Below are 21,979 nucleotides of genomic sequence, written 5' to 3' on the forward strand. Positions count from 1 at the left end.
TACCGGTCCCGGCTGGCTACCGTGATCCGGTGGAGAAAAGCAGGCCGTTCCGGCCCGGTCCGGCCGACACCTTCTGGCTCACGGTGGCGGCGCTCGCGTTCGCGGGCCTGGACATCACGCTGTACGTCTTCGGCGAGCCGACGACAGGCTGGGCGGGTCCCGCGGCGGGGGTCACCCTGCAGGTGCTGCTCGATTTGTCGTTACTCCTGTTGTTCCGCTTCCCGCGGCTGGTCGCCGGCCTGGTCCTGGCGGGCGCGCTGCTGATGCTCGCCTCCGACCTGCTTTCACCCGGGCTGCTGGTGCCGGAGCGGCAGTTGACGTTGATGACCGTCCCGTCGATCACCCCGGTCGTGCTGAGCCAGCTGGCGCGCCTGATCGACCGGCGGACCCTCCTGTGGCTGACCGCGATCCTGGTGGTCTGCGCGTCCCGACCGTGGGACGCGCACTGGAACACCACCCCGTTCGGCCTGCTGAACACGGCGCTGCCCACCACGATCTCGCTGTACTTCGAGGCGCGGCGCCAGTTGCTGCGCTCACTGCGGGACCGGGCCGAACGCGCCGAACGCGAGCAGCATCTGCTCGCCGAACGGGCCCGCGCCGAGGAGCGCCGGAAACTGGCCGAAGAGATGCACGACGTCGTCACCCACCGGCTGAGCCTGATGGTGCTGCACGCCGGGGCGCTCGGCGTCGTCTCGGCCGACGAGGCGGTGCGGACCTCCGCCGAGGACATCCGGCGTGAAGGCGCGCTGGCGCTGGACGAACTGCGTGACCTCGTCGGGGTGCTGCGCAACGGCGCGAACGCCGGGCCGCGCACCCTCACCGACGGTACGGCGGGCGATCCGGCGACGCTGGTCGCGGAATCGACGTCGGTGGGTATTCCGACCGAGCTGACCGTGCACGGCGATCCCGGGCGGATCTCCCCCACCGTCGCGCGTACGGCGTACCGCGTCGTGCAGGAGGCGCTGACGAACATCCGCAAGCACGCCCCGGGCTCGACGGCGACCGTCGAGCTCCGCTACCACGCGGACGGTCTGGATATCGCCGTGGAGAACACGCGGGCGGGGGCACCGGCCGATCCCGCGCTGGCGGACAGCGGATCCGGCGCCGGGCTGGCCGGGCTACGGCAACGCGTCGAGCTGATCGGCGGCCGGTTCGACGCCGGCCCGATCGCGAGCGGCGGGTACCGCGTCGATGCGATACTGCCCGCCTACGTCCCGACGGCGGAGGGAGATGCGTGATCCGGGTGGTCGTCGTCGATGACGAACCGATGGTCTGCGCGCATCTGCGGACGATCCTCGGTTCCGCGGCCGACATCGAGGTGGTGGCGCAGGCCCAGGATGGCGCCGAGGCCGTCGAAGCCGTCGTCCGGCACCGGCCGCGGGTGGTGCTGATGGACCTGCGGATGCCCGGCGTCGACGGGCTGACCGCCATCGAACGGATCGCGAAACTGCCGGAACCGCCCGCGGTCGTCGCGCTGACGACGTTCGACGCGGACACCTACGTCATCCGCGCGCTGCGGGCGGGCGCGGCCGGGTTCCTGATGAAGTCGACGCCGCCGGAGGATCTCATCGGGCTGGTCCGCGTCGCCGCCGACGGGCACACCGTGCTGTCTCCCGAGGCCGCGCGGCGGCTGGTGGCGATGTCCGCCGACGGACGGCGTCGCGGCGACGACGCGCGGCGCAAGACCGAGGGACTGACCGAGCGGGAAACGGACGTCCTCGCCTGCCTCGGCGAAGGACTGTCCAATGCGGACATCGCGGCGCGGCTGCATCTGGCGGAGGCGACGGTGAAGAGTTACGTGTCGCGGATGCTGGTCAAACTGGACTGCGCGAACCGGACCCAGGCGGGGCTGCTCGCGCACGAGGCCGGTCTGGTCAAGCGCTGAGCTGTCTCCCCAAGGACGCCCTGCGCCCGACGGAGACTTCACCGTCGCGCGCCTCTCTTGGCCGAAGGCCACGGAAACGTTTTGTAGGGCGCCTTAAACGGCTGCGCGAGGTGCCTGCGTTCCTGCGCCCTGCGAAACGTTTCCGTCAGCGCGCGACAGACTGGCGCCGTCGTAGTTTTTGCGGGCGTCGAGGACCTCGCCCATGTGCACGCGGGCCCACTTGTCGAGCATGTCGAGCGGTTCGGCCAGATTACGGCCGAGTGCGGTCAGCTCGTACTCGACGTGCGGCGGGATCTCCGGATACGCGGTGCGGGTCAGGATGCCGTCGCGGACGAGGCTGCGCAGCGTCTGGGTGAGGACCTTCTGCGAGATGCCGCGCACACGTTTGCCGATTTCGGTGAACCTGAGCGGGCCGTCGCCGAGCACGCCGACGATCAGCACGGTCCACTGGTCGCCGATGCGGTCGAGCAGCGCGCGGGTGGGGCAGTCGGGATCGTACGGGTTTCCGAGCACGTGACCTCCTCACTCTCCCGGGGAGAGTAACACGCCTAGCGAGAGGGAGCGGGCTGCATCAACGCCTCGAACAACAGGATGAGGTGACGGCGGCCGCGGTCCCAGCGCGCCTCCAGTTCGTCCTGGTCACGGGTCGCCCAGCTGGCGATGAGGATGCCGCGGACGACGTCCATCGCCGTGTACACCGCGTGCAGGAACTCCGGATGCGCGGAATGATCCGGGAGCAACGCCTTGCCGAACTCGACCAGGCTGCTCGTCGCGATCGGCTCGACCACCGCCATCTGCGCGCGCAGTTCCGGGTCCGTGCGCGAAGCCACCCACAGCTCGACGGTCGCCGAGAAGACCGGCCCCTGATGCATCTCCCACATCAGCTGCAGCGCGTCCCCGACCGGGTCGGCCGACGCCTTGAGCCGGTCGATCTCCGCCATCGCGACCTCGGTGCGTTTGGCCGCGAGATGCCGGATCGCGGAGGTGACGAGGTCCGCCTTGGTCGGGAAGTGGTGCACCTGCGCGCCACGGGTCACCCCGGCACGGTCCGCGACGCGGGTGGTCGTGGTGCCCGCGTAGCCGTACTCGACGAGACAGTCGATCGTGGCGTCGAGCAGCCTCACGCGCATCGCGGCGCTGCGTTCCTCCTGCGTGCGTCGTGGGGCTGCCATGCGCCTACTTTATGGGGCGCCTCGCGAGGCGCGCGCCACGAGGCTCTCGACCATCCGCCCGATGAAGCGGCCGAGGAACCGGCGATAGAACCAGCCGGTGCCGGGGATCTTGGCGGTGAACGTCGAATGCCAGTGGACGTCGGTGCCGTTTCGCTCGGGAGTGAGGTCGACGTACGCGCGGTAGTCGCGCAGCGGCAAGCCCTTGCGCAAGGTGTAGCCGAAGCGTCTGCCGGGTTCGAGCGCGATGACCTCTTCGCAGGCGTTGACGCCGTTGGTGCGGAAGACGCCGACAGCGCCGAGGCCGTTCTGGTCGCCCTTCTCGAGGAGGCGGAACTCGCCCAGCGGGGACCAGTCGGTCCAGTGCTCACGGTCTTGGAGGAGGGCGTAGACGGCTTCGGGGCTCGCGCTCGTGTGGCCGTGGACTGAGATGCGCTGGATCTTCGCCATGCGGGCTCCTTCTTCCTCTCCTCCAGACCTACCACCACAGCCGAGGGCTCTGCATTTATTGAGGGGTAAGTCAAACGTGTCGTGTCGCGGGCTGTGGTCGCTGCTGCCTACGCGTTTCCCTGGTGGTGAAGGCTTCCTTGCCTACGCTGACGGTAGTGAAGGAGCCCTTCACTACCGTCAGGCGTGATCCCTGATGACAGTGGGACGGCTGTGACATCAACGTCCCGTCTTGAAGTCCGTGAAGGCCTCCTTGAGGGACCCAGAGTCCCTCAAGGAGGCCTTCACGGACTTACCACCCACCACGCCACCTTTGCCTTACCGCTCAATAGTTCTCTGAATGCGGTAGTTCACGTGCCACCCAAAGCCGCATTTAGAGGACTAAATGCGAGGAGTGACGGGCACCGAGAGCGAAGTCCCGGCCAGGTCGAAGGTCACCTGGGCGCCGGGCGCGGGCAGTGCCGGGTCGAACATGTCCGCGTCGGTCCCGCCCAGGACGAGCGCCAGCCGGTGCCCGGCCGGGACGACGTGGTCGAGGCTGCTCAGCCGGAACGTCATCGCGTACGCCTTCCCGGGCTCCAGCGGCTCACCCCGCCACAGCGACCGGTGGTGACCGAGGTCCGCCCAGCCGGTCGCCACGATCCGGGTGTCGGTCGTGGTCAGGTCCGCGACGGTGTCGAGGAAACATCCGGTGTCCGCGGCCGTGCCCGCACCCCAGCAGGACCGGCTCGTCAGGTTCTTGGTGCCCAGCGCGGGGAACCGCGTGTTCCGCACGGTCGCCGGGCCGTAGTCGACCAGCACCGCCCCGAGCCGCGCGCTGGGTTTGTCGGAACGGGCGGTCACCGTCACCGTGGGGGTCCCGGCGACGCGGGTGTCCGCGCGCACGGGCTCCTCCGCGAAGACAGCACGGTCCGGGCTGGGCTCTGCCGGGTTCTCCACCCACCGGGACGCCCCGCGCGCCGGATCCTCGGTCACCGAAACCGCGCCCGGCGAAGGGTGCTTCCCCAGCCCGCCCGCCACCGAAGGCCACAACGTGCGCGACCGCGAGACAGGCGGCCAGCGGCGTTCGTCGGTCCACCGGTCCGGGGTGTGCTCGATCCGGATCGCGGGTTCGGTCTCGACGCCGTTGCGGATCCCGAGCAGCCACCGGTCGAACCAGCGGTGCAGCGTCCGCACGAACAGCGACCGGTCGAGATCGAACGGGTCGACGTGCGCCGCCTGGTGCAGCCACGCCTTGCGCGGCACGCCGGCGGAGTTCAGCGCCTCCCACCACGGTCCGAACTGGATCGGGTCGACGTTGAGATCGTGGAAGCCCATCGACGCGAAAACACTCGCGCGGACCTTCCCGGTCTTCGCGACGTAGTCGAGCCCGCGCCAGTATTCGTTGAAGTTCCCGTCCGTACCCGCACGCCGCGCGTTGTCCTCCTCGAACGGCTCGCACAGCTTCGCGGCCCGCTCGTTGTAGAAGCCCGGTCCGCCAGCCCAGCCGAAGTACGCGCCGTTCCCGTTGTGCACCTCGTAGTACGAGCTGACCCCGGCGATCGGCACGATGGTCTTCAGGCCGTCGATCCCGGACGCCGCCATCCCGATCGCCGTCGCCCCGTCCTGCGACTTCCCGATCGCGCCGACCGACCCGCTCGCCCAGTCCGCGCGGACCCGCTCCGGCCCGAACGGCGTCCGGAACGCGCTCGCGCGACCGTTGAGCCAGTTCACGACCGCGTTGCCGGACGCGACATCGTCGAAACAGCCGGACGAGCGGTTGGTGCCCCCGACGTCGACCAGCACGACGGCGTAGCCGCGGGGCACGAAGTAGTTGTCGTAGAAGAGCGGGAACCCCGACGGCGTGCCGTCGGGCAGGTAGGTCTTGGGCTGGCGCTCGTTGCCGCGGCCGACCTTCTCGAAGTACGGGCTCACGTCCATGATCACCGGGATCCGCGCGAGGAGTTCCGACGGCCGGATGATGTCGGCGGCGACCCGGTCGGTCAGCCCGTCACGGTCGAGATCCTGGCCGGTCTCCACCCAGGCCGTCTCCCGGATGGCCTTCTCGTAGGAGAACACCGACTCACTGACCCCGTCCCGCAGGACGAACGCGGGTGGTGACGCGATGGCCGGTGCGGCGGTGAGCAGCAGCGCCGCCACCACGGCGGCGGTCAAGGTCTTCAGCCCCATCGGCCGAGTATCGCTTACAAAACCCGAACATGACCCCCACATTCCCCGTATCCGCCCGCGCGACGCTCTTCCCATGCTGAAACACACCATCGCCGCCTGCCTCACCGCGGCAGGCCTCATCGCCCTCGCCCCCGCCGCCTCGGCACAGACGAATCCGATCACCCTCAGCCCGGAAGAGTCCCAGCAGCTGTGCGCCGACTGGCTGCCCAAACTCACCCAACGCACCGCGAAGCTCACCGACCGCATCAACGGCGGGCCCGAGATCCGCGGTTCCGTAGCGAACCTCAAGGCCAGGGCGGAGGACCAGCGCAAGAAGGGGCACAACGACGCGGCCGACAAGCTCCAGAAGCGCGCTGACAAACGCAGTGGACGGCTTCCCGAACTCACCGCGGCGAAGCAGAAGCTGGACGCCTTCACGGGCGCGCATTGCAAGGCGGGCAAGTGAGGCGCCTCCTGGCCGCGGCCCTCACCGCGATGGCGCTGACCGGCGTGGCCGCGTGCACCGATCAAGAGCCGGTTTCGAGCCCGTCACCCGGTGAACTGAGCGACGTCCAGCGCACCCTCGACGCGATCGACCAGGACATGGCCGGCGATCCGGCCCCGTGACAGGATCGGGCGGTGACGACACAACCGGGACGCGGGCTGGTGCTGGTCGTCGAGGACGACCCCGCGATCGCCGAACTCGCCTCGCTGTACCTGCGGCGGGACGGGTTCGGCGTCCAGGTCGAGGCGGACGGCGGCAAGGCGCTCGCCACGATCCGGCGGCTCCGGCCGGTCGCGATCGTGCTCGACATCGGACTGTCCGGAATGGACGGTATCGAGATCTGCCGCACGCTGCGCGCGGACGGCGACTGGACACCGGTGCTGTTCGTGACCGCCCGCGACGACGAACTGGATCGCCTGCTCGGGTTGGAGATCGGCGCGGACGACTACCTGACGAAACCGTTCAGCCCGCGTGAGCTCTCCGCCAGGGTCCGGACAGTACTGCGTCGCGCCGCCGGGTCCGCGCCGCCCGCCGAGACGTACGCCGCGGGCGAGGTCCGTGTCGACGTCACCCAGCGCCGGGTCTGGGCCGCCGACACCGAGATAGCGCTGACGTCGACCGAGTTCGACCTGCTGACCCATCTGGTGCGGCGGCCAGGTCAGGTGTTCAGCCGCGAGCAGCTGCTCAGTTCCGTGTGGGGATACGCGGCGTCGGCGGGGACACGGACCGTCGACGTCCATATCGCCCAGTTGCGCGGGAAACTGGGCGGTCACAGTCCGATCAGGACGGTCCGGGGCATCGGTTACGCGGCGGACGCCGGATGAGGCGGACCTCGCTCGCGCTGCGGATCACCGTGGTATGCCTGGCGATCGCCGCGGTCGCGGTGGTGGTGGCCGGGCTGGTCGCGGCCCGGCTGATCCGCACCGCCGGGACCGACGTGCTCCGGCAGTCGCTCTCGGCGCAGGCCGACGTGGTCGCGAGCCAGCTCGACGAGACCGGCATCGGCAACCGGCTCGGTGTGGGCAAGGTCGCGGAGGTCGTGCGGGGGCAAGGAATCGACGTCGTCGTCCGCCGTCCGAACGGGACACTCGACGGCGGCGGGACGGTCGCCGCGATCGCCGCGGCCAAGGCGGGTCTCACCCGCTCGGGCTCGGACACGGTGTTCGTCGACGGACAGCAGTACCTCGTCGAGGTCCGCACGGTCGGCGCGAAGGGTGCCGCGTTCGCGCTCGTCCAGTCCACCAAGACCGGCGAGGCCCGGGGACGGCCGCTGGTGCGGAACATCGTGCTCGCTCTCGGCGCCGGGCTGGCGGTCGCCGCGATCGCGGGCCTCGTGCTGAGCCGGATGCTGTCGCGACCGCTGCGCCGGGCCGCCTCGGTGGCGAACGGGATGCGCGCCGGGCGCCGTGACCTGCGCGTCCCGGTCGAGGGGCCGTCCGAGGTCGCGGACGTGGCGAAGTCGGTCAACGAACTGGCCGACGCGCTCCAGTACAGCGAGGCGCGGCAACGCGAGTTCCTGCTTTCGGTGTCGCACGAGCTGCGGACGCCGCTGACCGCCGTCACCGGATTCGCCGAGGCCATCGAGGACGGCGTGGCCGAGGGCGAGGACGCGCGACGCGCAGGGCAGACCATCCACCGTGAGGCTGTCCGGCTGGAACGCCTGGTCAGCGACCTGCTGGAGCTGGCGAGGCTCGGCGCCGACGAGTTCCGGCTCGATCCGGCGAGGCTCGATCTCGCCGCGCTGGTCGACGAATGCGCCGAAGTCTGGCGGCTGCGGTGCGCTCGGCAGAACGTCACGCTGCTGGTCGAGCGGCCATCCGGCGAAGTCCCCGTCATCGCCGATCCGCGACGGCTTCGCCAGGTCGTGGACGGCCTGGCCGAGAACGCCCTGCGGGTGACCCCGGCGGGTGCGCCGATCGTGTTCTCGCTGGTGACCGACGCGGGCCAGGCACGGCTGGCGGTGCGCGACGGCGGGCCGGGGCTGGCGCCGGAGGACTATCCGGTCGCGTTCGACCGCGGTGTGCTGAACAAGCGGTACCGCGACCGCCGCCCGGTCGGTTCTGGGATCGGGCTCGCGCTGGCCCATGGCCTGGTCACGCGTATGGGCGGGACGCTGACCGCCGGTCCGGCGCCCGAGGGCGGGGCCGCGTTCACCGTCGCTTTCCGGCTAGGGTGAGCACGTGGAGATGTTGCACCTGCGGTATTTCGTGGCCGTCGCCGAGGAACTGAACTTCTCCCAGGCGGCCAGAAAGCTGCATATGGCCGCCTCCCCGCTGAGCCAGCGCATCAAGGATCTCGAACACGAACTCGGCCACAAACTGTTCGACCGCAGCACGCATCACGTCACGCTCACCGCGGCGGGGTCCGCGCTGCTCCCGATCGCCCGGGACGTCCTCGAACAGGTCAACGCGATTCCCTGGCGACTGCAGGAGGCGGTGAAACCGCGGCGGAGCACCGTATTCGTCGGAATGCCCGGCGGGGTGCACCCGGCCCTGCGTGAACGGGTCAAACAACTCGAAGAACGCTGTCACGACCGGTTCGAAATCAAACGCTGGCCTGGGACGACACCCGATCTCGTCGCCGCGGTCCACGAGGGCAAACTCGCGTTGTCGCTGGTGCGGATGCCGGTGACCGATCCCGCGCTGGAGATGATCCCGGTGCAGGTCGAGCGGCTCGGCGCGGTCGTGCCGGCCGACCGGTTCGCCGGCCGGAAGACGGTGAACATCGCCGAACTGAGTGACCTGTCCTACATTCCGTCCGCGTCGGAAAGCATTCCCGCCTATTCCGAAGACATGGATCGCAAATTGTCGAACGCGGGAATCAAGAAAAGGCTCAAGGTCGACGGCGCCGAATATTCGGGCATCTCCGAATTGGTCGCGAACGGCTCGTCGTTCTCGATCACGATGCTCGATCCGGCCAGCCCGATGCATCTGTTTCTCGTCGACGGCGCCACCATCCTGCCGTTCGCGGATTTCCAGCCCCAGCTGGAGACCGCCCTGGTGTGGCGCCGGGACCGCGGCGAAGAAGGCGACCTCGCCGAACTCGTCGACGGGCTCCGCGAGGTCTTCGCCGAACCGCTTTCGACATAACCCGCAATCCGGACAAAAGAATGGTATGACCGCTGCGGTCATACCATTCTGCTTTTCTTGATCATTCCCTTTCCCGGTATTCGCGCCTAACTTCGGTTGTAGAGCGAACAACGGCGAAGGGAAGCAAAATGACACAGACCGCTACCGGCCCGCTGGACGGCGTTCGCGTGATCGACCTCTCGACGGTGGTCATGGGCCCGTACGCGGCGCAGATCCTCGGCGACCTCGGCGCCGACGTGATCAAGATCGAGTCCCCGGCCGACACCGTACGGGTCGGCAAGTTCCGGACGACGCCGGGCATGACGGCGCTCAACCTGAACGTGAACCGCAACAAGCGCAGCGTCGCCCTCAACCTGAAGGACGAGGAGCAGCGCGAGCAGGCGCTCAAGCTGATCGACACCGCCGACGTGCTGATCACGAACATGCGCCCGGGTGCACTGAGCAGGCTCGGCATGAACTACGCCGACGTCGCCGCGCGCAACCCCCGCCTCGTCTACGCCCACGCCCAGGGTTTCCGCAGCGACTCCGACCGCGCGGGCAACGCCGCCTACGACGAGACCGTGCAGGCCGCCTCCGGCCTGGTCGACGTCGCGAACCGCGCGCTGGGCAAGCCGGTCTACCTGCCGACGATCATCGGCGACAAGGTCTCCTCCCTGACCATCGCCTACACCGTCCTCGCGGCGCTGGTGCACCGCGACAAGACCGGCGAGGGCCAGCGGATCGAGATCCCGATGACGGACACGCTGATCGCGTTCAACCTCGTCGAGCACCTGGCCGGGCACTCGTTCGAGCCCGCGGAGGGCCCGACCGGTTTCGGCCCGTCGTTGAACCCCGGGCACAAGGCCGTGCACACCAAGGACGGTATGGCCTGCGTGATCCCCTACAACCCGCAGAACTTCCGCGACTTCTTCCACGCCGCCGGACGGCCGGACCTGGCCGAGGATTCCCGCGTCAACGGCGACGCGATCGACGGCGCCGACCACGAGGCACTGGCCGAGCTGATCGCCGAGTGCGCTCCGGCGCTGACCACCGAAGAGTGGACCGAGGTGTGCGTGAAGCACAGCATCCCGATGGCGCCGGTGCTGGAACTGGACACGGCGCAGGACGACGAATACGTCCGCGACGGCCACCTGCTCGACGTCGTCGAGCACCCGAGCGAGGGCTCGATCCGCACCATCGGCATCCCGGTGAAGTTCTCTCGGACCCCCGGCTCCGTCCGGCGCCTGGCTCCCCTGCCGGGTCAGGACACCGAAGACGTCTTGCGCGAACTCACCACTGTGAACTGAGGAAAGACCATGAGCACCAACGAAGTAAGGACGGAACGGATCGGCGGCACGCTGCTGATCACGATCGACCGGCCACAAGCACGCAACGCGGTCAACGCCGCCGTCGCGGCCGGGCTCGCCGAAGCACTCGACCTCCTGGAAGCCGATCCCGGCCTGCGGGCCGGGGTCCTGACCGGCGCGGACGGCTCGTTCAGCGCCGGAATGGACCTCAAGGCGGCACTGCAGGGTGAGTCGCCCGAGATCCCCGGCCGCGGATTCGGCGGGCTGACCGAGACCGAACTGTCGAAACCCCTGATCGCGGCCGTCGAAGGCTGGGCCATGGGCGGCGGGTTCGAACTGGCGCTGGCCTGCGACCTGATCGTCGCCGCCGAAGACGCGAAGTTCGGGTTGCCCGAGGTGAAGCGCGGGCTGATCGCCGCCGGCGGCGGCGTGATCCGGCTGCCGAAGCGGATCCCGCACCACCTGGCGATGGAGTTCCTGCTCACCGGTGAGCCGATCAGCGCGCAGCGCGCCGGACGGCTGGGCCTGGCGAACCGCGTCGTCCCCAGCGGCGAGGCCGCCGCGGTCGCGCTGCAGCTCGCCGAACAGGTGGCCGCCAACGCTCCGCTGGCGCTGGCACTGGTCAAGAAGATCGTCCGCGCCGCCGACGGCGTCCCGGACGCGCAAGCGTTTGCCACCCAGCGCGCGGAGATGCCGGCGCTGATGAAGTCGGCCGACGTCCGCGAGGGCATGCAGGCCTTCGCCGAGCGCCGCGCTCCACAGTGGACTGGTGAGTGAAATGAAGCAGCAAGAAGTTCTCCAGCACGTGACCACCCCGCTCACGAATCCGGCGTACGCGCCGGTGGTGCCCCGGTTCACCAACCGCGAGTACCTGAACATCGTCTACCGCACCGACGCGGACGCCCTGCGTGCCGTCGTCCCGGAGCCGCTGGACATCGACGAGCCGCTGGTGCGGTTCGAGGTGATGAAAATGGGCGACGTCAGCGGATACGGGCCCTACACCGAGTCCGGACAGGCGATCCCGGTGAGTTTCGAAGGCGAGCGTGGCGAGTACCTGCACGCGATGTACCTCGACAACTTCCCGGCCACCGCCTCCGGCCGCGAGATCAGCGCCTACCCGAAGACCATCGGTTCGCCGAGGTTGTTCCCCGAGAACGGCGCGCTCGTCGGCACGCTCGACTACGGCAGCCAGCGGGTCGCGACCGCGACCATGGGCTACAAGCATCACCGCCTCGACGTCCGCGAGGCCGAAACGCAGATCACCGTGCCGACGTTCATGCTCAAGACCATCCCGGACTACGACGGTTCGCCGCGGGTCTTCGAACTGGTCCGCACCGAGATCACCGACGTGGTGGTCAAGGAGGCGTGGACCGGCCCCGCCCGGCTGCAGCTGTTCCAGCACGTCCTGGCCCCGCTGGCCGATCTCCCGGTGCTGGAGGTCGTTTCGGCGAGCCACATCCTCACCGACCTGACACTCGCCCCGGTCAAGCCGGTCTTCGACTACTTGAAGGGAGCACGGTCATGACTTTCCGGACAGCCGCGGTGATCGGCGCGGGCACGATCGGCCTTTCGTGGACGGCGTTGTTCGCCGCGCACGACATGGAGGTCTGGGTTTCGGACCCTCGGCCGGATCTCGCCGACGCCGTCGCCGACGCACTGGAGACGTTCGCCCCGCACCTCGGCCGGGACGTCGCGGACCTCGCCCCTCGCGTCCACCTCGCAACCGACGTCGCGGAAGCCGTGCGGCACGCGGATGTGGTGCAGGAGAACGGGCCTGAGAACGTCGGGTTCAAACAAGAACTGTTCGCGACCTTGGTCCGCGAGGCACCGTCGCACGCGCTGCTGCTCAGCTCGTCGTCGGCGATCCCTTCGACGGCGTTCGCGGCGGACCTCGACGACGCGTCCCGTGTCCTCATCGGGCATCCGTTCAACCCGCCGCACCTGATCCCGCTGGTGGAGGTCGTCCCCGGCGAGCGCACCAGCGCCGAGTCGGTGGACCGCGCCGTCGAGTTCTACCGGTTCGTCGGCCGCACCCCGGTGGTGGAACGCAAGGAGATCCCCGGGTTCGTCGGCAACCGGCTGCAGAACGCGCTGAGCCGCGAGGCGATCTACCTGGTGGAGCAGGGTGTCGTGTCACCGTCCGAATTGGACACGGTGATGACGAACTCGCTCGGCATCCGCTGGTCGACCGTCGGGCCGTTCCTCGGCTCGCATCTGGGCGGCGGCCCCGGCGGCTACCGGCACATGGCCGAGCACATCGGCAAATCGATGAAGAAGATGTGGGCGGGCCTCGGCCAGCCGTCACAGAACGAAGAAGAACAAGAACGGCTCATCGAAGCCGTGGAATCCGCTTACGGCTCCTCCACGTACTCGGAACTCGCCGAGGCGCGCGACCGCAAGCAGCTCGCGGTGCTGTCCGCTTTGGACAGTGCCGTCAAGGAGGAGAACTGAGATGACCAGCACACTCGAAGACCAGCTGACCGCCGACTTCTACGACTACGAGGCCTTGCTGCCGGAGGAGGAGCGCAAGCTGCTGCTCAAGGCGCGCGACTTCATGCGCACCGAGGTCAAGCCGCTCGTGAACGAGTACTGGGCCAAGGGCGAGTTCCCGCACGAGCTCGTCGGCAAGTTCCGCGAACTCGGCCTCGCCGGACTGCCCTACGAGGGCTACGGCGAGCACCTCCCGGCCACCAGCCACCTGCTCAGCGGCATGATGGCGATGGAGATGACCCGTACGGATCCTTCCGTGGCCACCTTCTTCGGTGTCCACAACGGACTCGCGATGTACAGCATCTACTCGGGCGGCGACCAGGAACAGCGCGACCGCTGGCTCCCGTCGATGGCGGCGATGGACAAGATCGGCGCGTTCGCGATGACCGAGCCGCTCGGCGGCTCCGACGTCGCGGGCGGCATGCGCACCACCGCCAAGCGCGACGGTGACACCTGGATCCTGAACGGCGCCAAGAAGTGGATCGGCAACGCGACCTTCGCCGACCTGGTGATCGTGTGGGCCCGCGACGTCGACGACAACCACGTCAAGGGTTTCGTGGTCGAGAAGGACTCCCCCGGATTCGTGCCGGTCAAGATCGAGAACAAGTTCGCGTTCCGGATCGTGGAGAACGCGGAGATCACGCTGACCGACGTCCGGGTCCCGGAGGCCAATCGGCTGCAGGGCATCAACTCCTTCCGTGACGTCGCGGAGATCCTGCGGGCGACCCGCGGCGGCGTGGCGTGGCAGGCACTGGGCGTGATGATCGGCGCCTACGAACTCGCGCTGGACTACGCCAAGAAGCGCGAGCAGTTCGGCCGTCCGATCGCCCGGTTCCAGCTGGTGCAGGATCTGCTGGTGAAGAGCCTCGGCAACATCACCGCGTCGTGGGGCATGCTGGTGCAGCTCGCCCGGTTGCAGGACGCCGGGATCTTCAAGGACGAGCACTCCTCGCTCGCCAAGGCGTTCGTGACCTCGCGGATGCGGGAGGTCGTCGCCTGGGGCCGCGAGATCTTCGGCGGCAACGGGATCGTGCTGGACAACGACATCATGCGGTTCTTCACCGACGCCGAGGCGATCTACTCGTTCGAAGGCACCCGTGAGATGAACACGCTGATCGTCGGCAAGGCCATCACTGGCCAGAGCGCCTTCGTGTGACCTGACGGAGAAATACGTGAAGGCCCCCTTCATTGCGCTAGACGCAGTGAAGGGGGCCTTCACGTACTTCTCTAACGGTATTTCTTGCCGCAGACGTCCTGGGTGCCGGAGGAGAAGCCGTCACGGAAGGCGGCGACCCTGGCGAAGCCCGCCGGGAGCGTCCGGCCCCGGACGTCCGCAGCGATCAGGCTGTTCCGGGTCAGCATCTCGGCGATGGCCTCGTCGAGGTCGCCCGGCGCCAAGGTGAGTGCTCCGCCGTCGACGATGGTCGAGGCCCAGAAGCCGGTGAGGCAGGCCGTGCGCTGCGCGGCCGCCGGTCCGTCGAGCCGGAATCCGCCCTCCTGCTGGACGGCGAGGGTGTAGCGCGACGCGACTTCGGCGAACGCGGCGAAGTCACCGATGCCACCTTGGCGCCCTCGACGGGGTGGAGTGCCGATGCGCACGAGACCGTCGAGGTCGAGGTTGATCTGGTTGGACTCCGAGCAGTACGACGCGAGCGCGTCCTCCTTCGTCACGCCGCACGCGGCGCCGGTGGTGAGCGTCGGCGGCGTCGCCGCGAGCCGGAACGCCTGCCGGAGGCTGGTGGTGAGGTCCGCGAGGGCGTCGGGGTCGTCGAGACGGACGTTTTCCGCCGCCGCCCGCTCGTTCGCCGCGGCCGACCCGAAACCGCCTTGCGTGCTGCGGCCTTCGATCTCCCGCTCGTCGATCATCGCGCACCGCGCGGGCCCGTCGGTGAAGCCGAACTGGAACGCGGAAACCCGGTCGAACGCGTTGCCGTGGGCGCCGTCGTCGTCGAAGGCCACCCCGGCGGAGTCACGGATCTGGAACAGCGCGGTGAGCACCTCGTTGAGCCCGCGACCGGTGGACACCTGGAACATCGGCGACCTGCCCTCGGCGACCCAGCGGAGGTACGCCCCGGCGTAGCAGTCGGCCTGTTGTTCCTTGACGATCGACGGGGTGGCGGCCGGGAGACCCAGCCGGAACTGGACGGCGTGGCCGATCTCGTGGGCGAGCACGGCCATGACCGCCGCCTGGCCGATGGAGTCGTTGAGCATCGGGAGGAGTTCACCGCGGTCCCACGCGACGACGTCGCCCGCGGAGCAGTAGAACGCGTTGACCAGCCCGGCGGTGGAGGCTCCGCAGATCACGCGGCCGCGCCCGGCCGAGTCGTACGAAACGAGGGTGGCCAGCGGGCGGAACTCGCGGCCGAAGACCGAGGGCAGGTGCTCGCGCCAGTACCCCTGGACGTCGGCGACCGCGCCGGCCGCGAGCTTGTCGATCTCACCGCCGTCCCCGCCGTCGACCGGGAGGGCCGGTGCGACCACGCCGGGTTTGAGCCCGCTGGGCCCGTCGGTGATCTCGAGCCCGGCCACCCGCGTGGAATCCACCGCCTGTGCCGCTCCCCGGACGGTCGTGGCACATCCGGTGAGGCAGAGGGACAGGCTCACCAGGAGAGCCCAGCCAGACCGACGCGTCATCACATCATCAACACGGATGACGGCACGACGTGGTTCAGCGCATTTAGTCCTCTGGATGCGGCGTCAGTTGACGCAGCCGGCCGGCTCGGGCGGCGCGGAGGACGGGGACGACGGCGGAGCGGCCGCGGACGAAGTCGCCGCCACCGGCTTGATCCCGATCCCGCTCGTCGGCTCCCCCACCGCGGCGACGGACGTCGACGTCAGCGTGGTCTCCACGAACGCCTTCACTTCGGCCGGGTCCACCTTCACCGCGACACCGTCGGAAGGCGTCGGCAGCGCGAGGCTCTGGACCGGGATCGTCTGGAACTTCAGCGCGCCCGAGCTCATCCCCCGCAGCTGCTGCGCGAAGCTCACCACATCCCAACCGCGGTCGAGCACGACCGAACCCTGGATCGCGCCGACCAGCGCGCTCAGCCGTGTCGGATCGGTGAACGTCCCGGCGTCCAGCACGGTCTTGGCCATACTCGAAAGGAAAGCCTGTTGCCGCGCGATGCGGTCGAGGTCGCTGGGCAGCCCGTGCCGCTGCCGCACGAAAGCGAGTGCCTGTGGCCCGGAAAGCAGCTGCTTCCCGGCCGGGAACGAAGCCCCGGAGAACTTGTCCTGCACCGGTTCCTTGAGGCAGACCTCGACACCGCCGACGGCCTCGCTCAGCGCGGAGAACCCGGCGAGGTTGACCGCGGCGTAGTGGTTGATGGACAGGCCGGTGAACTGCTCGATCGTCTGGATCGCGAGTTTGGCGCCCGCCTCGTTGGCCTTGACCTCGAGCCGCGGGCCGGTCAGCCCCTGTGCGCGCAGGGTGTTCATCGCGGCGTTCTTGCCTCGACTGAACGCCGAATTGATCTTGTGCTTGCCGAACCCGCCCGCGATGTCCACATAGGAATCGCGCGGAATGGAGATGGCGGTCGCCGCGGCACCGCCCGCCGGGATGTGGACCACGATCATGGTGTCGGTGGTGTCACCGCCGTCGTCGCCGCTTCCGGCGTGCAACGCGTCGAGGACGTTCTGCGGCAACGGGTTGCCGTTGCTGTCGGTGCGCGAGTCGATGCCGACGAGCAGGATGTTCTGCGCCACCTTCAGCGGTTCACCTGCCGGGCTGTCGGGGAGCTGGGCGGAGGGCGCGATCACGTCGGCCGTGACGATCGCTCCGTCCAACCGGCTCAACTGGGCCCACGCGTACCCCGTGACCCCCAGCACGACCGTCGACACCAGGCCCAATGCGACGCGGCCGCCGATCCGCCGTCCTCGCGACGTGAGCAGCACGACCTTCTCCCCGCTTCCGTGAATGATCCCCCGAAATCGAGGATCACCGCGTTAGCTGGGAAATACCTGAGAAATGTGTCATGAACAGGTCTTAAAGCCCGTTCGGACCAGCGAAAGTGATCAAGCGGACAACCGGTCGCGACACCGCGTACCGGAACGACCGCGCTGCGCTCATCTAGCGGGGCATCCGGCGCCAGATCGCCCGTGGCACCACCCGCATCACCGCGAACACCAGCCTCAGCAGTCCCGGCACCCACACCGTGCCCCGGCGTTTCCGGAGCGCGGCGACCGTCGCGTCGGCGACCTGATCGGGAGTGCTGGAGAACGGCGCGGGCGCCATGCCTTCGGTCATCCGGCCGATCACGAACCCGGGCCGGACGAGCAGGAGATGCACACCCGTGCCGTGCAAGGCGTCGGCCAAACCGCTCGCGAAACCGTCGAGGCCCGCCTTGGCCGATCCGTAGACGTAGTTCGCCCGCCGGACGCGCATCCCGGCGACCGACGAGAACACCACGAGGCTCCCGTTTCCTTGCTCACGAAGCACTTTGGCCACATGCGTCAGAACACTCACATGAGCCACATAGTCGGTGTGCACGATCGCGACCGCGTGCTCGACGTCCGCTTCGGCCCGCGCCTGATCGCCGAGAATCCCGAAAGCGGTGACGACGACGTCCAGCGGTCCGTGCTCCGCGACGACCTTCTCCAGAAACGGACCGTGCCCGGCGAGGTCGTCCGCGTCGAACTCGACCGTGGCGACCTTCTCCGCCCCCGCGGCCAGCAACCGCTCCGACTCCGCGCCGAGGTCCGCGCTCCGCCGCGCGGCCAGCACGATCTCCCGTGCCCCGCCCCTGGCGAGCCGCTCGGCGACCGCGAGGCCGATCTCGCTGCGTCCGCCCAGTACCAGCACCGTTCCGCTCACCCGCCGCAGTCTGCCAGGTGGCTCGCACCAGGTCGCCAGTGGTGCGCTTCACAGACTGCAATTTTGCAGTATCTGCATTTTCCGGCGTATCGTGGTGCTCATGCCCGAACCCGTCAAAGGTCTCCGCGAGCGAAAGCGGCTGGAAACCCACCGCGCGCTGGCGACCACCGCCGTCCGGCTCGTCGCCGAACGTGGTCTGGACCAGGTGACGGTCGAGGACATCAGTGCGGCGGCGGGGGTTTCGGCGCGCACGTTCTTCAACTACTTCGCGTCCAAAGAGGACGCGGTGGTGATCGCCTACGCCGATCACGCCGAACGGTCACAACGCACCATCGAGCGGTTTCTCGCCGCGCCGAAGGAAGTCCGCACCCCACGCGCCTTCATCGACGCGATCAAGGAGGACTTCGCCGTCGTGGAGGAGAACCGCGAAGAGTGGCTCGGCCGGATGCGGGCGATCCAGGAGAATCCCTCGCTGCATTCGCGCGTGGTGGCGATGAACCACCAGACCATCGCACCGACGATCGAGGCGATCGCACGCCGCACCGGCACCGATCCCGAGGCCGACCTCTACCCGACGCTGCTCTTGACCACGATCGGCGCCGCGGTCAACGCCACGCTGATCCTCTGGTACCAGCGCGACGGCAAGGTGTCCGCGCTCGATCTGCTGGACGAAGCCGCCGAAACGCTTCTCGCCGGGCTCCCGGAGCCCGGCGGCCGCGCGCACTGACGCGCCCGGCGACACAGGAACACGAAGGGGGACAGCTGTGTCCGTATCCATGACCGAACCACGAGAACCGGGGGCCGCGCCCGGTTCGATGAACCGAAAACAGGTTCTCGAAGCCATGTCCGGGCTGATGATGGGCATGTTCGTCGCCATCCTCGCCTCGACGGTGGTCGCGAACGCGTTGCCGCGGATCGTTTCCGAACTCGGCGGCTCGCAGTCCTCCTACACCTGGGTGGTCACCACCGAACTGCTCGCGATGACCGCGACGGTGCCGCTCTGGGGCAAACTTTCCGACCTGTACAACAAGAAACTGCTCATCCAGCTGTCGCTCGGGCTGTTCGTGGTCGGGTCGCTGGTCGCCGGTTTCGCGGGCAACATCGAGCTCCTGATCGGCAGCCGGGTCGCGCAGGGCATCGGGGCGGGCGGGCTCACCGCGCTCGCGCAGGTGATCATGGCGGCCATTGTTTCGCCGCGTGAGCTCGGGAAGTACTCGGGGATCTTCGGTGCCGTGTTCGCCGTCGGGACCATCGCGGGCCCGCTGATCGGCGGTGTCATGGTGGACACCTCGTGGCTCGGCTGGCGCTGGTGCTTCTTCCTCGGCGTCCCGTTCGCGATCGCGGCGATCCTGCTGCTGCAGCGCACGCTGAACCTGCCGACGATCAGGCGTGATGTGAAGGTCGACTACCTCGGCGCGTTCTTGATCATGGCCGGGGTCTCGACACTGCTGGTCTGGTCATCGCTGGCCGGGCACCAGTTCGCCTGGGGCTCGTGGTGGACCGTCGGCCTGGTGACCGCCGGTGTGGTCATCCTCGCCCTCGCCGTCTACGTCGAGTCGAGGGTGGCCGAGCCGATCCTGCCGCTGAGCCTGTTCCGCAACCACACGGTCACCCTGACCACTCTCGCGAGCTTCCTGGTCGGTGTCGCGATGTTCGGCGGGACGGTGTTCCTGTCGCAGTACTTCCAGCTTTCGCTCGGTAAGTCGCCGACGGTGGCCGGGCTGCTGAGCCTGCCGATGATCTTCGGTCTCCTCGTCTCCTCGACGATCTCGGGACAGCTGATCAGCCGGACCGGCAAGTGGAAGAGCCACCTGCTGCTCGGCTCGGTACTGATGACCGCGGGCCTTGCCCTGCTGGGGACGCTCGACGCGCACACCAACCTCGTCGTGCTCAGCGCGTTCATGGTGGTGCTCGGCGTCGGCGTCGGCATGCTGATGCAGAACCTGGTGCTGGTGGCGCAGAACGACGTCGACGCGCACGACCTCGGCACGGCGACGTCCACGCTGTCGTTCTTCCGCAGTCTCGGCGGTTCGATCGGCGTGAGCGCGCTGGGCGCGGTGCTCGCGAACCGGGTCACGGCGCTGATCACCGAGGGTATCGGCCCGCTGCCCGGCGGCGGGGAAGGCGGCGCGGTGCCGAACATCGCCACGCTGCCCGAGCCGATCGCGACGGTGGTCCGCGAGGCATACGGGGAAGCGACCAGCGAGTTGTTCCTGATCAGCGCGCCGATCGCGCTGCTGGTGATCGTCGCGGTCGCCTTCCTCAGGCACAAGCCGTTGAAGACCCAGTCGGGCAACGAACGGCTGGCCGAAGAGACCGTCGCCTGATCCTCCACACGAAGAGGTCCCCGGTTCGCCGAACCGGGGACCTCTTTTCGCGCGCGCGAAAACCGCGAGAAAATTCGATTGCGTTTCCGGTGGATTCAGGCCGCGCTGCGCACGCGAACCGGGCGACGTCGTTCGCTGCCGGTCAGCCCGCCGAAAACGCCATGGTCCAGTCCGTTGTCCAGGGCATACGCCAGGCAGGCCGAGGTCACCGGGCACCGCGCGCAGACGGCCTTGGCCTGCGCCACCTGCCGGGCGCCCGGACCGATTTCGGTGACCGGAAAGAACAGTTCGGGATCCTCACCTCGGCAAGCGGCTTCCCTCAGCTCACTCGCCATCCTCGTTTCCATTTTCCTATCACCTCCTTTTCTCGATTTTCTCTTCCTCGTCAAACGACTTCCGTTCGGACCCGGGTATCCACTGGGGTGCACGCCGTAAACTTCACCTTGACCGAATCGTTACACTCAGCGGCCCGCTCGCTGCACCTGTCCTACGAGGGCATTCGCGTCCGGCGGCTGAGAGCGGTGAGTGCGGGTGATGGGCCACGACGAGTTCGAGGAGTTCTTCCAGACCGAGTTTCCGCTGCTCACCGGCTTCCTGTGCAAGGCGGGGTTCGCGCTGGATCCGGCGCGGGACGCGGCGGCGGAAGCGATGCTCAACGCCTATGAGGACTGGCGGACCATCACCCAACCGCGATCCTGGGTCCGTCGCGTCGGATACCGGCGGGCGAAGGAGCAGACCGCGGCCCGGGCGGACTGGGCCTGTGCCGACGTGGGCAGGGAAGACAAGCTCACCGCTCTCGCCGACGAGGCGTCGGCCGTCCTGACCATGCTGGGGCGGCTCCCGAAACGCCAGCAGCTGGGGATGGCCTGGGCACTGGACGGCTTCACGTCGCGGGAGATCGCCGGGATCCTCGGCATCGCGGAGGAGGCCGTCAGCACGGCACTGCGCCACGCGCGCGACCGGCTGGCGGAGCACGACCCCGAGTTCGTCCGCCAGCTGGACAACGCCAACATAGCCTTCCTCGACGCGCTGAGGATGGGGCTCGACGTCGAAGACACCCTGTCCCGGATCAAGAACCGCGCGATGATCCGTGAACTCGCTTTGGTGGAGCCCGGCTCCCCGGTGGCGGCGGAACCGGAACAGGTGGCCCCGGCCCGCTGGTACTCCCTCGACGCCCCCGTCGCGGCCGCGGGCCGGGGTGATCAGCGGGCGCTGGACCAGCTGCTGAGCACCGTCCGGCCGCTTGTGATCCGGTACTGCCGGGCGCGGATCGGCAGACAGGAACGGACCTACGCCTCGGCGGACGACGTCGCGCAGGAGGTCTGCGTGGCGATACTCCGCGCGCTACCCACCTATCGCGAACGAGGGCGGCCGTTCCTCGCGTTCGTCTACGGCATCGCCCAGCACAAGGTCGCCGACGCCCGCCGCGCCGCCGCCCGCAACCGTTCCGACCCCGTCGCCGAAGTCCCCGACGGCGTCTCGGATTCCGCCGGCCCGGAACAGCACGCGTTGCACAACGAATTGAGCGGCCGGATGGGCGAGTTGCTGCGGATCCTGCCGGACAGACAGCGGGAGATCGTCGTCCTGCGCATCGTCGTCGGCTTGTCCGCGGAGGAGACCGCCGGCGTGGTCGGTTCGACCGCGGGCGCGGTGCGGGTGGCCCAGCACCGCGCTTTGACGCGGCTGAGGAAGATCCTCACGGAAGAGTCGTGAGTGGTAACGACGGTTCTGGCCGACGGTGTTTTGGTTACCTACGGCGGGTGAGCCGGGTAGCGCTGGGTCCGTGAAGGACTCCTTGAGGGACTCTGGGTCCCTCAAGG

The 21,979-nt window shown here is 68.8% G+C and carries 22 protein-coding genes and 2 pseudogenes; 16 read left to right on the plus strand and 8 right to left on the minus strand.

Features of this window, described 5'->3' with window-relative positions:
* Nucleotides 1–29 precede the first annotated feature (29 nt).
* Nucleotides 30–1,260: pseudogene (locus ACZ7KI_RS31535) on the plus strand (sensor histidine kinase).
* Between the two features lie 7 nt (nt 1,261–1,267).
* A complete protein-coding gene (locus tag ACZ7KI_RS31540; RefSeq protein WP_470276699.1) occupies nt 1,268–1,885 on the plus strand; it encodes a response regulator in 618 nt (205 codons plus the stop codon).
* Between the two features lie 93 nt (nt 1,886–1,978).
* Here ACZ7KI_RS31540 and ACZ7KI_RS31545 read toward each other — a convergent pair whose 3' ends face one another.
* The 4 genes from ACZ7KI_RS31545 to ACZ7KI_RS31560 form a co-directional block, all read right to left on the minus strand.
* Nucleotides 1,979–2,398 (minus strand): winged helix-turn-helix transcriptional regulator, encoded by a 420-nt coding sequence (locus ACZ7KI_RS31545; RefSeq protein ID WP_470276677.1) that lies wholly within the window; start codon nt 2,396–2,398, stop codon nt 1,979–1,981.
* Nucleotides 2,399–2,433: 35 nt separating this feature from the next.
* Nucleotides 2,434–3,015 carry a TetR/AcrR family transcriptional regulator gene (locus ACZ7KI_RS31550; RefSeq protein ID WP_470276700.1) on the minus strand — a complete coding sequence of 194 codons (582 nt, stop codon included), beginning with the start codon at nt 3,013–3,015 and terminating at the stop codon, nt 2,434–2,436.
* Nucleotides 3,016–3,066: 51 nt separating this feature from the next.
* A complete protein-coding gene (locus ACZ7KI_RS31555) occupies nt 3,067–3,504 on the minus strand; it encodes an SRPBCC family protein (protein WP_470276678.1) in 438 nt (145 codons plus the stop codon).
* A 378-nt stretch (nt 3,505–3,882) separates the two neighbouring features.
* Complete coding sequence (locus ACZ7KI_RS31560; protein ID WP_470276679.1) at nt 3,883–5,670, minus strand: CocE/NonD family hydrolase; 1,788 nt, start codon at nt 5,668–5,670, stop codon at nt 3,883–3,885.
* Between the two features lie 73 nt (nt 5,671–5,743).
* On the opposite strand from ACZ7KI_RS31560, the gene ACZ7KI_RS31565 reads away from it, so the two are divergent.
* The 10 genes from ACZ7KI_RS31565 (at nt 5,744) to ACZ7KI_RS31610 (ending at nt 14,175) form a co-directional block, all read left to right on the plus strand.
* The gene (locus tag ACZ7KI_RS31565; protein WP_470276680.1) at nt 5,744–6,115 is read left to right on the plus strand and encodes a hypothetical protein; all 372 of its coding nucleotides are present in this window, start codon (nt 5,744–5,746) and stop codon (nt 6,113–6,115) included.
* Nucleotides 6,112–6,276 (plus strand): hypothetical protein, encoded by a 165-nt coding sequence (locus tag ACZ7KI_RS31570; RefSeq protein WP_470276681.1) that lies wholly within the window; start codon nt 6,112–6,114, stop codon nt 6,274–6,276. The genes ACZ7KI_RS31565 and ACZ7KI_RS31570 overlap by 4 nt, the downstream gene beginning before the upstream one ends.
* A 12-nt stretch (nt 6,277–6,288) precedes the next feature.
* A complete protein-coding gene (locus ACZ7KI_RS31575; RefSeq protein WP_470276682.1) occupies nt 6,289–6,978 on the plus strand; it encodes a response regulator in 690 nt (229 codons plus the stop codon).
* The gene (locus tag ACZ7KI_RS31580) at nt 6,975–8,330 is read left to right on the plus strand and encodes a sensor histidine kinase (protein ID WP_470276683.1); all 1,356 of its coding nucleotides are present in this window, start codon (nt 6,975–6,977) and stop codon (nt 8,328–8,330) included. Before ACZ7KI_RS31575 ends, ACZ7KI_RS31580 begins: the two co-directional genes overlap by 4 nt.
* A 4-nt stretch (nt 8,331–8,334) precedes the next feature.
* On the plus strand, nt 8,335–9,243 hold the full coding sequence (locus tag ACZ7KI_RS31585; protein ID WP_470276684.1) for a LysR family transcriptional regulator: 909 nt from the start codon (nt 8,335–8,337) through the stop codon (nt 9,241–9,243).
* Nucleotides 9,244–9,371: 128 nt separating this feature from the next.
* On the plus strand, nt 9,372–10,529 hold the full coding sequence (locus tag ACZ7KI_RS31590; RefSeq protein ID WP_470276685.1) for a CaiB/BaiF CoA transferase family protein: 1,158 nt from the start codon (nt 9,372–9,374) through the stop codon (nt 10,527–10,529).
* A 9-nt stretch (nt 10,530–10,538) separates the two neighbouring features.
* Complete coding sequence (locus tag ACZ7KI_RS31595; protein WP_470276686.1) at nt 10,539–11,306, plus strand: crotonase/enoyl-CoA hydratase family protein; 768 nt, start codon at nt 10,539–10,541, stop codon at nt 11,304–11,306.
* 1 nt (nt 11,307) lies between these two features.
* A complete protein-coding gene (locus tag ACZ7KI_RS31600; RefSeq protein WP_470276687.1) occupies nt 11,308–12,054 on the plus strand; it encodes an acetoacetate decarboxylase in 747 nt (248 codons plus the stop codon).
* Nucleotides 12,051–12,980, plus strand: coding sequence for a 3-hydroxyacyl-CoA dehydrogenase NAD-binding domain-containing protein (locus ACZ7KI_RS31605; RefSeq protein WP_470276688.1), 930 nt, complete (start codon nt 12,051–12,053; stop codon nt 12,978–12,980). The genes ACZ7KI_RS31600 and ACZ7KI_RS31605 overlap by 4 nt, the downstream gene beginning before the upstream one ends.
* Before the next feature lies 1 nt (nt 12,981).
* Nucleotides 12,982–14,175 (plus strand): acyl-CoA dehydrogenase family protein, encoded by a 1,194-nt coding sequence (locus ACZ7KI_RS31610; RefSeq protein ID WP_470276689.1) that lies wholly within the window; start codon nt 12,982–12,984, stop codon nt 14,173–14,175.
* A 71-nt stretch (nt 14,176–14,246) separates the two neighbouring features.
* Here ACZ7KI_RS31610 and ACZ7KI_RS31615 read toward each other — a convergent pair whose 3' ends face one another.
* The 3 genes from ACZ7KI_RS31615 to ACZ7KI_RS31625 form a co-directional block, all read right to left on the minus strand.
* On the minus strand, nt 14,247–15,623 hold the full coding sequence (locus ACZ7KI_RS31615; protein ID WP_470276690.1) for a neutral zinc metallopeptidase: 1,377 nt from the start codon (nt 15,621–15,623) through the stop codon (nt 14,247–14,249).
* A gap of 93 nt (nt 15,624–15,716) precedes the next feature.
* Nucleotides 15,717–16,913: an LCP family protein gene (locus ACZ7KI_RS31620; protein WP_470276691.1), complete on the minus strand. Its 1,197-nt coding sequence runs from the start codon at nt 16,911–16,913 to the stop codon at nt 15,717–15,719.
* Nucleotides 16,914–17,088: 175 nt separating this feature from the next.
* Nucleotides 17,089–17,832 carry an SDR family NAD(P)-dependent oxidoreductase gene (locus ACZ7KI_RS31625; RefSeq protein ID WP_470276692.1) on the minus strand — a complete coding sequence of 248 codons (744 nt, stop codon included), beginning with the start codon at nt 17,830–17,832 and terminating at the stop codon, nt 17,089–17,091.
* A 100-nt stretch (nt 17,833–17,932) separates the two neighbouring features.
* Here ACZ7KI_RS31625 and ACZ7KI_RS31630 point away from each other — a divergent pair, with 100 nt between their 5' ends.
* Together ACZ7KI_RS31630 and ACZ7KI_RS31635 are read left to right on the plus strand one after the other, a co-directional pair.
* A complete protein-coding gene (locus ACZ7KI_RS31630; protein ID WP_470276693.1) occupies nt 17,933–18,559 on the plus strand; it encodes a TetR/AcrR family transcriptional regulator in 627 nt (208 codons plus the stop codon).
* A gap of 88 nt (nt 18,560–18,647) precedes the next feature.
* Nucleotides 18,648–20,159, plus strand: a complete 1,512-nt coding sequence (locus tag ACZ7KI_RS31635; RefSeq protein ID WP_470276701.1) for an MDR family MFS transporter — start codon at nt 18,648–18,650, stop codon at nt 20,157–20,159.
* Nucleotides 20,160–20,254: 95 nt separating this feature from the next.
* Here the strand turns inward: ACZ7KI_RS31635 and ACZ7KI_RS31640 are convergent, their stop codons facing one another.
* On the minus strand, nt 20,255–20,506 hold the full coding sequence (locus ACZ7KI_RS31640; protein WP_465506657.1) for a WhiB family transcriptional regulator: 252 nt from the start codon (nt 20,504–20,506) through the stop codon (nt 20,255–20,257).
* A gap of 478 nt (nt 20,507–20,984) precedes the next feature.
* Between ACZ7KI_RS31640 and ACZ7KI_RS31645 the strand changes: the two are divergent.
* Both ACZ7KI_RS31645 and shbA read left to right on the plus strand, forming a co-directional pair.
* Nucleotides 20,985–21,113, plus strand: a pseudogene (locus tag ACZ7KI_RS31645) (sigma factor-like helix-turn-helix DNA-binding protein); the annotation flags it as partial.
* Between the two features lie 129 nt (nt 21,114–21,242).
* Nucleotides 21,243–21,872, plus strand: coding sequence for an RNA polymerase sigma factor ShbA (shbA, locus tag ACZ7KI_RS31650; protein ID WP_470276702.1), 630 nt, complete (start codon nt 21,243–21,245; stop codon nt 21,870–21,872).
* Nucleotides 21,873–21,979 lie beyond the last annotated feature (107 nt).

Source organism: Amycolatopsis sp. NPDC039088 (assembly GCF_055598845.1).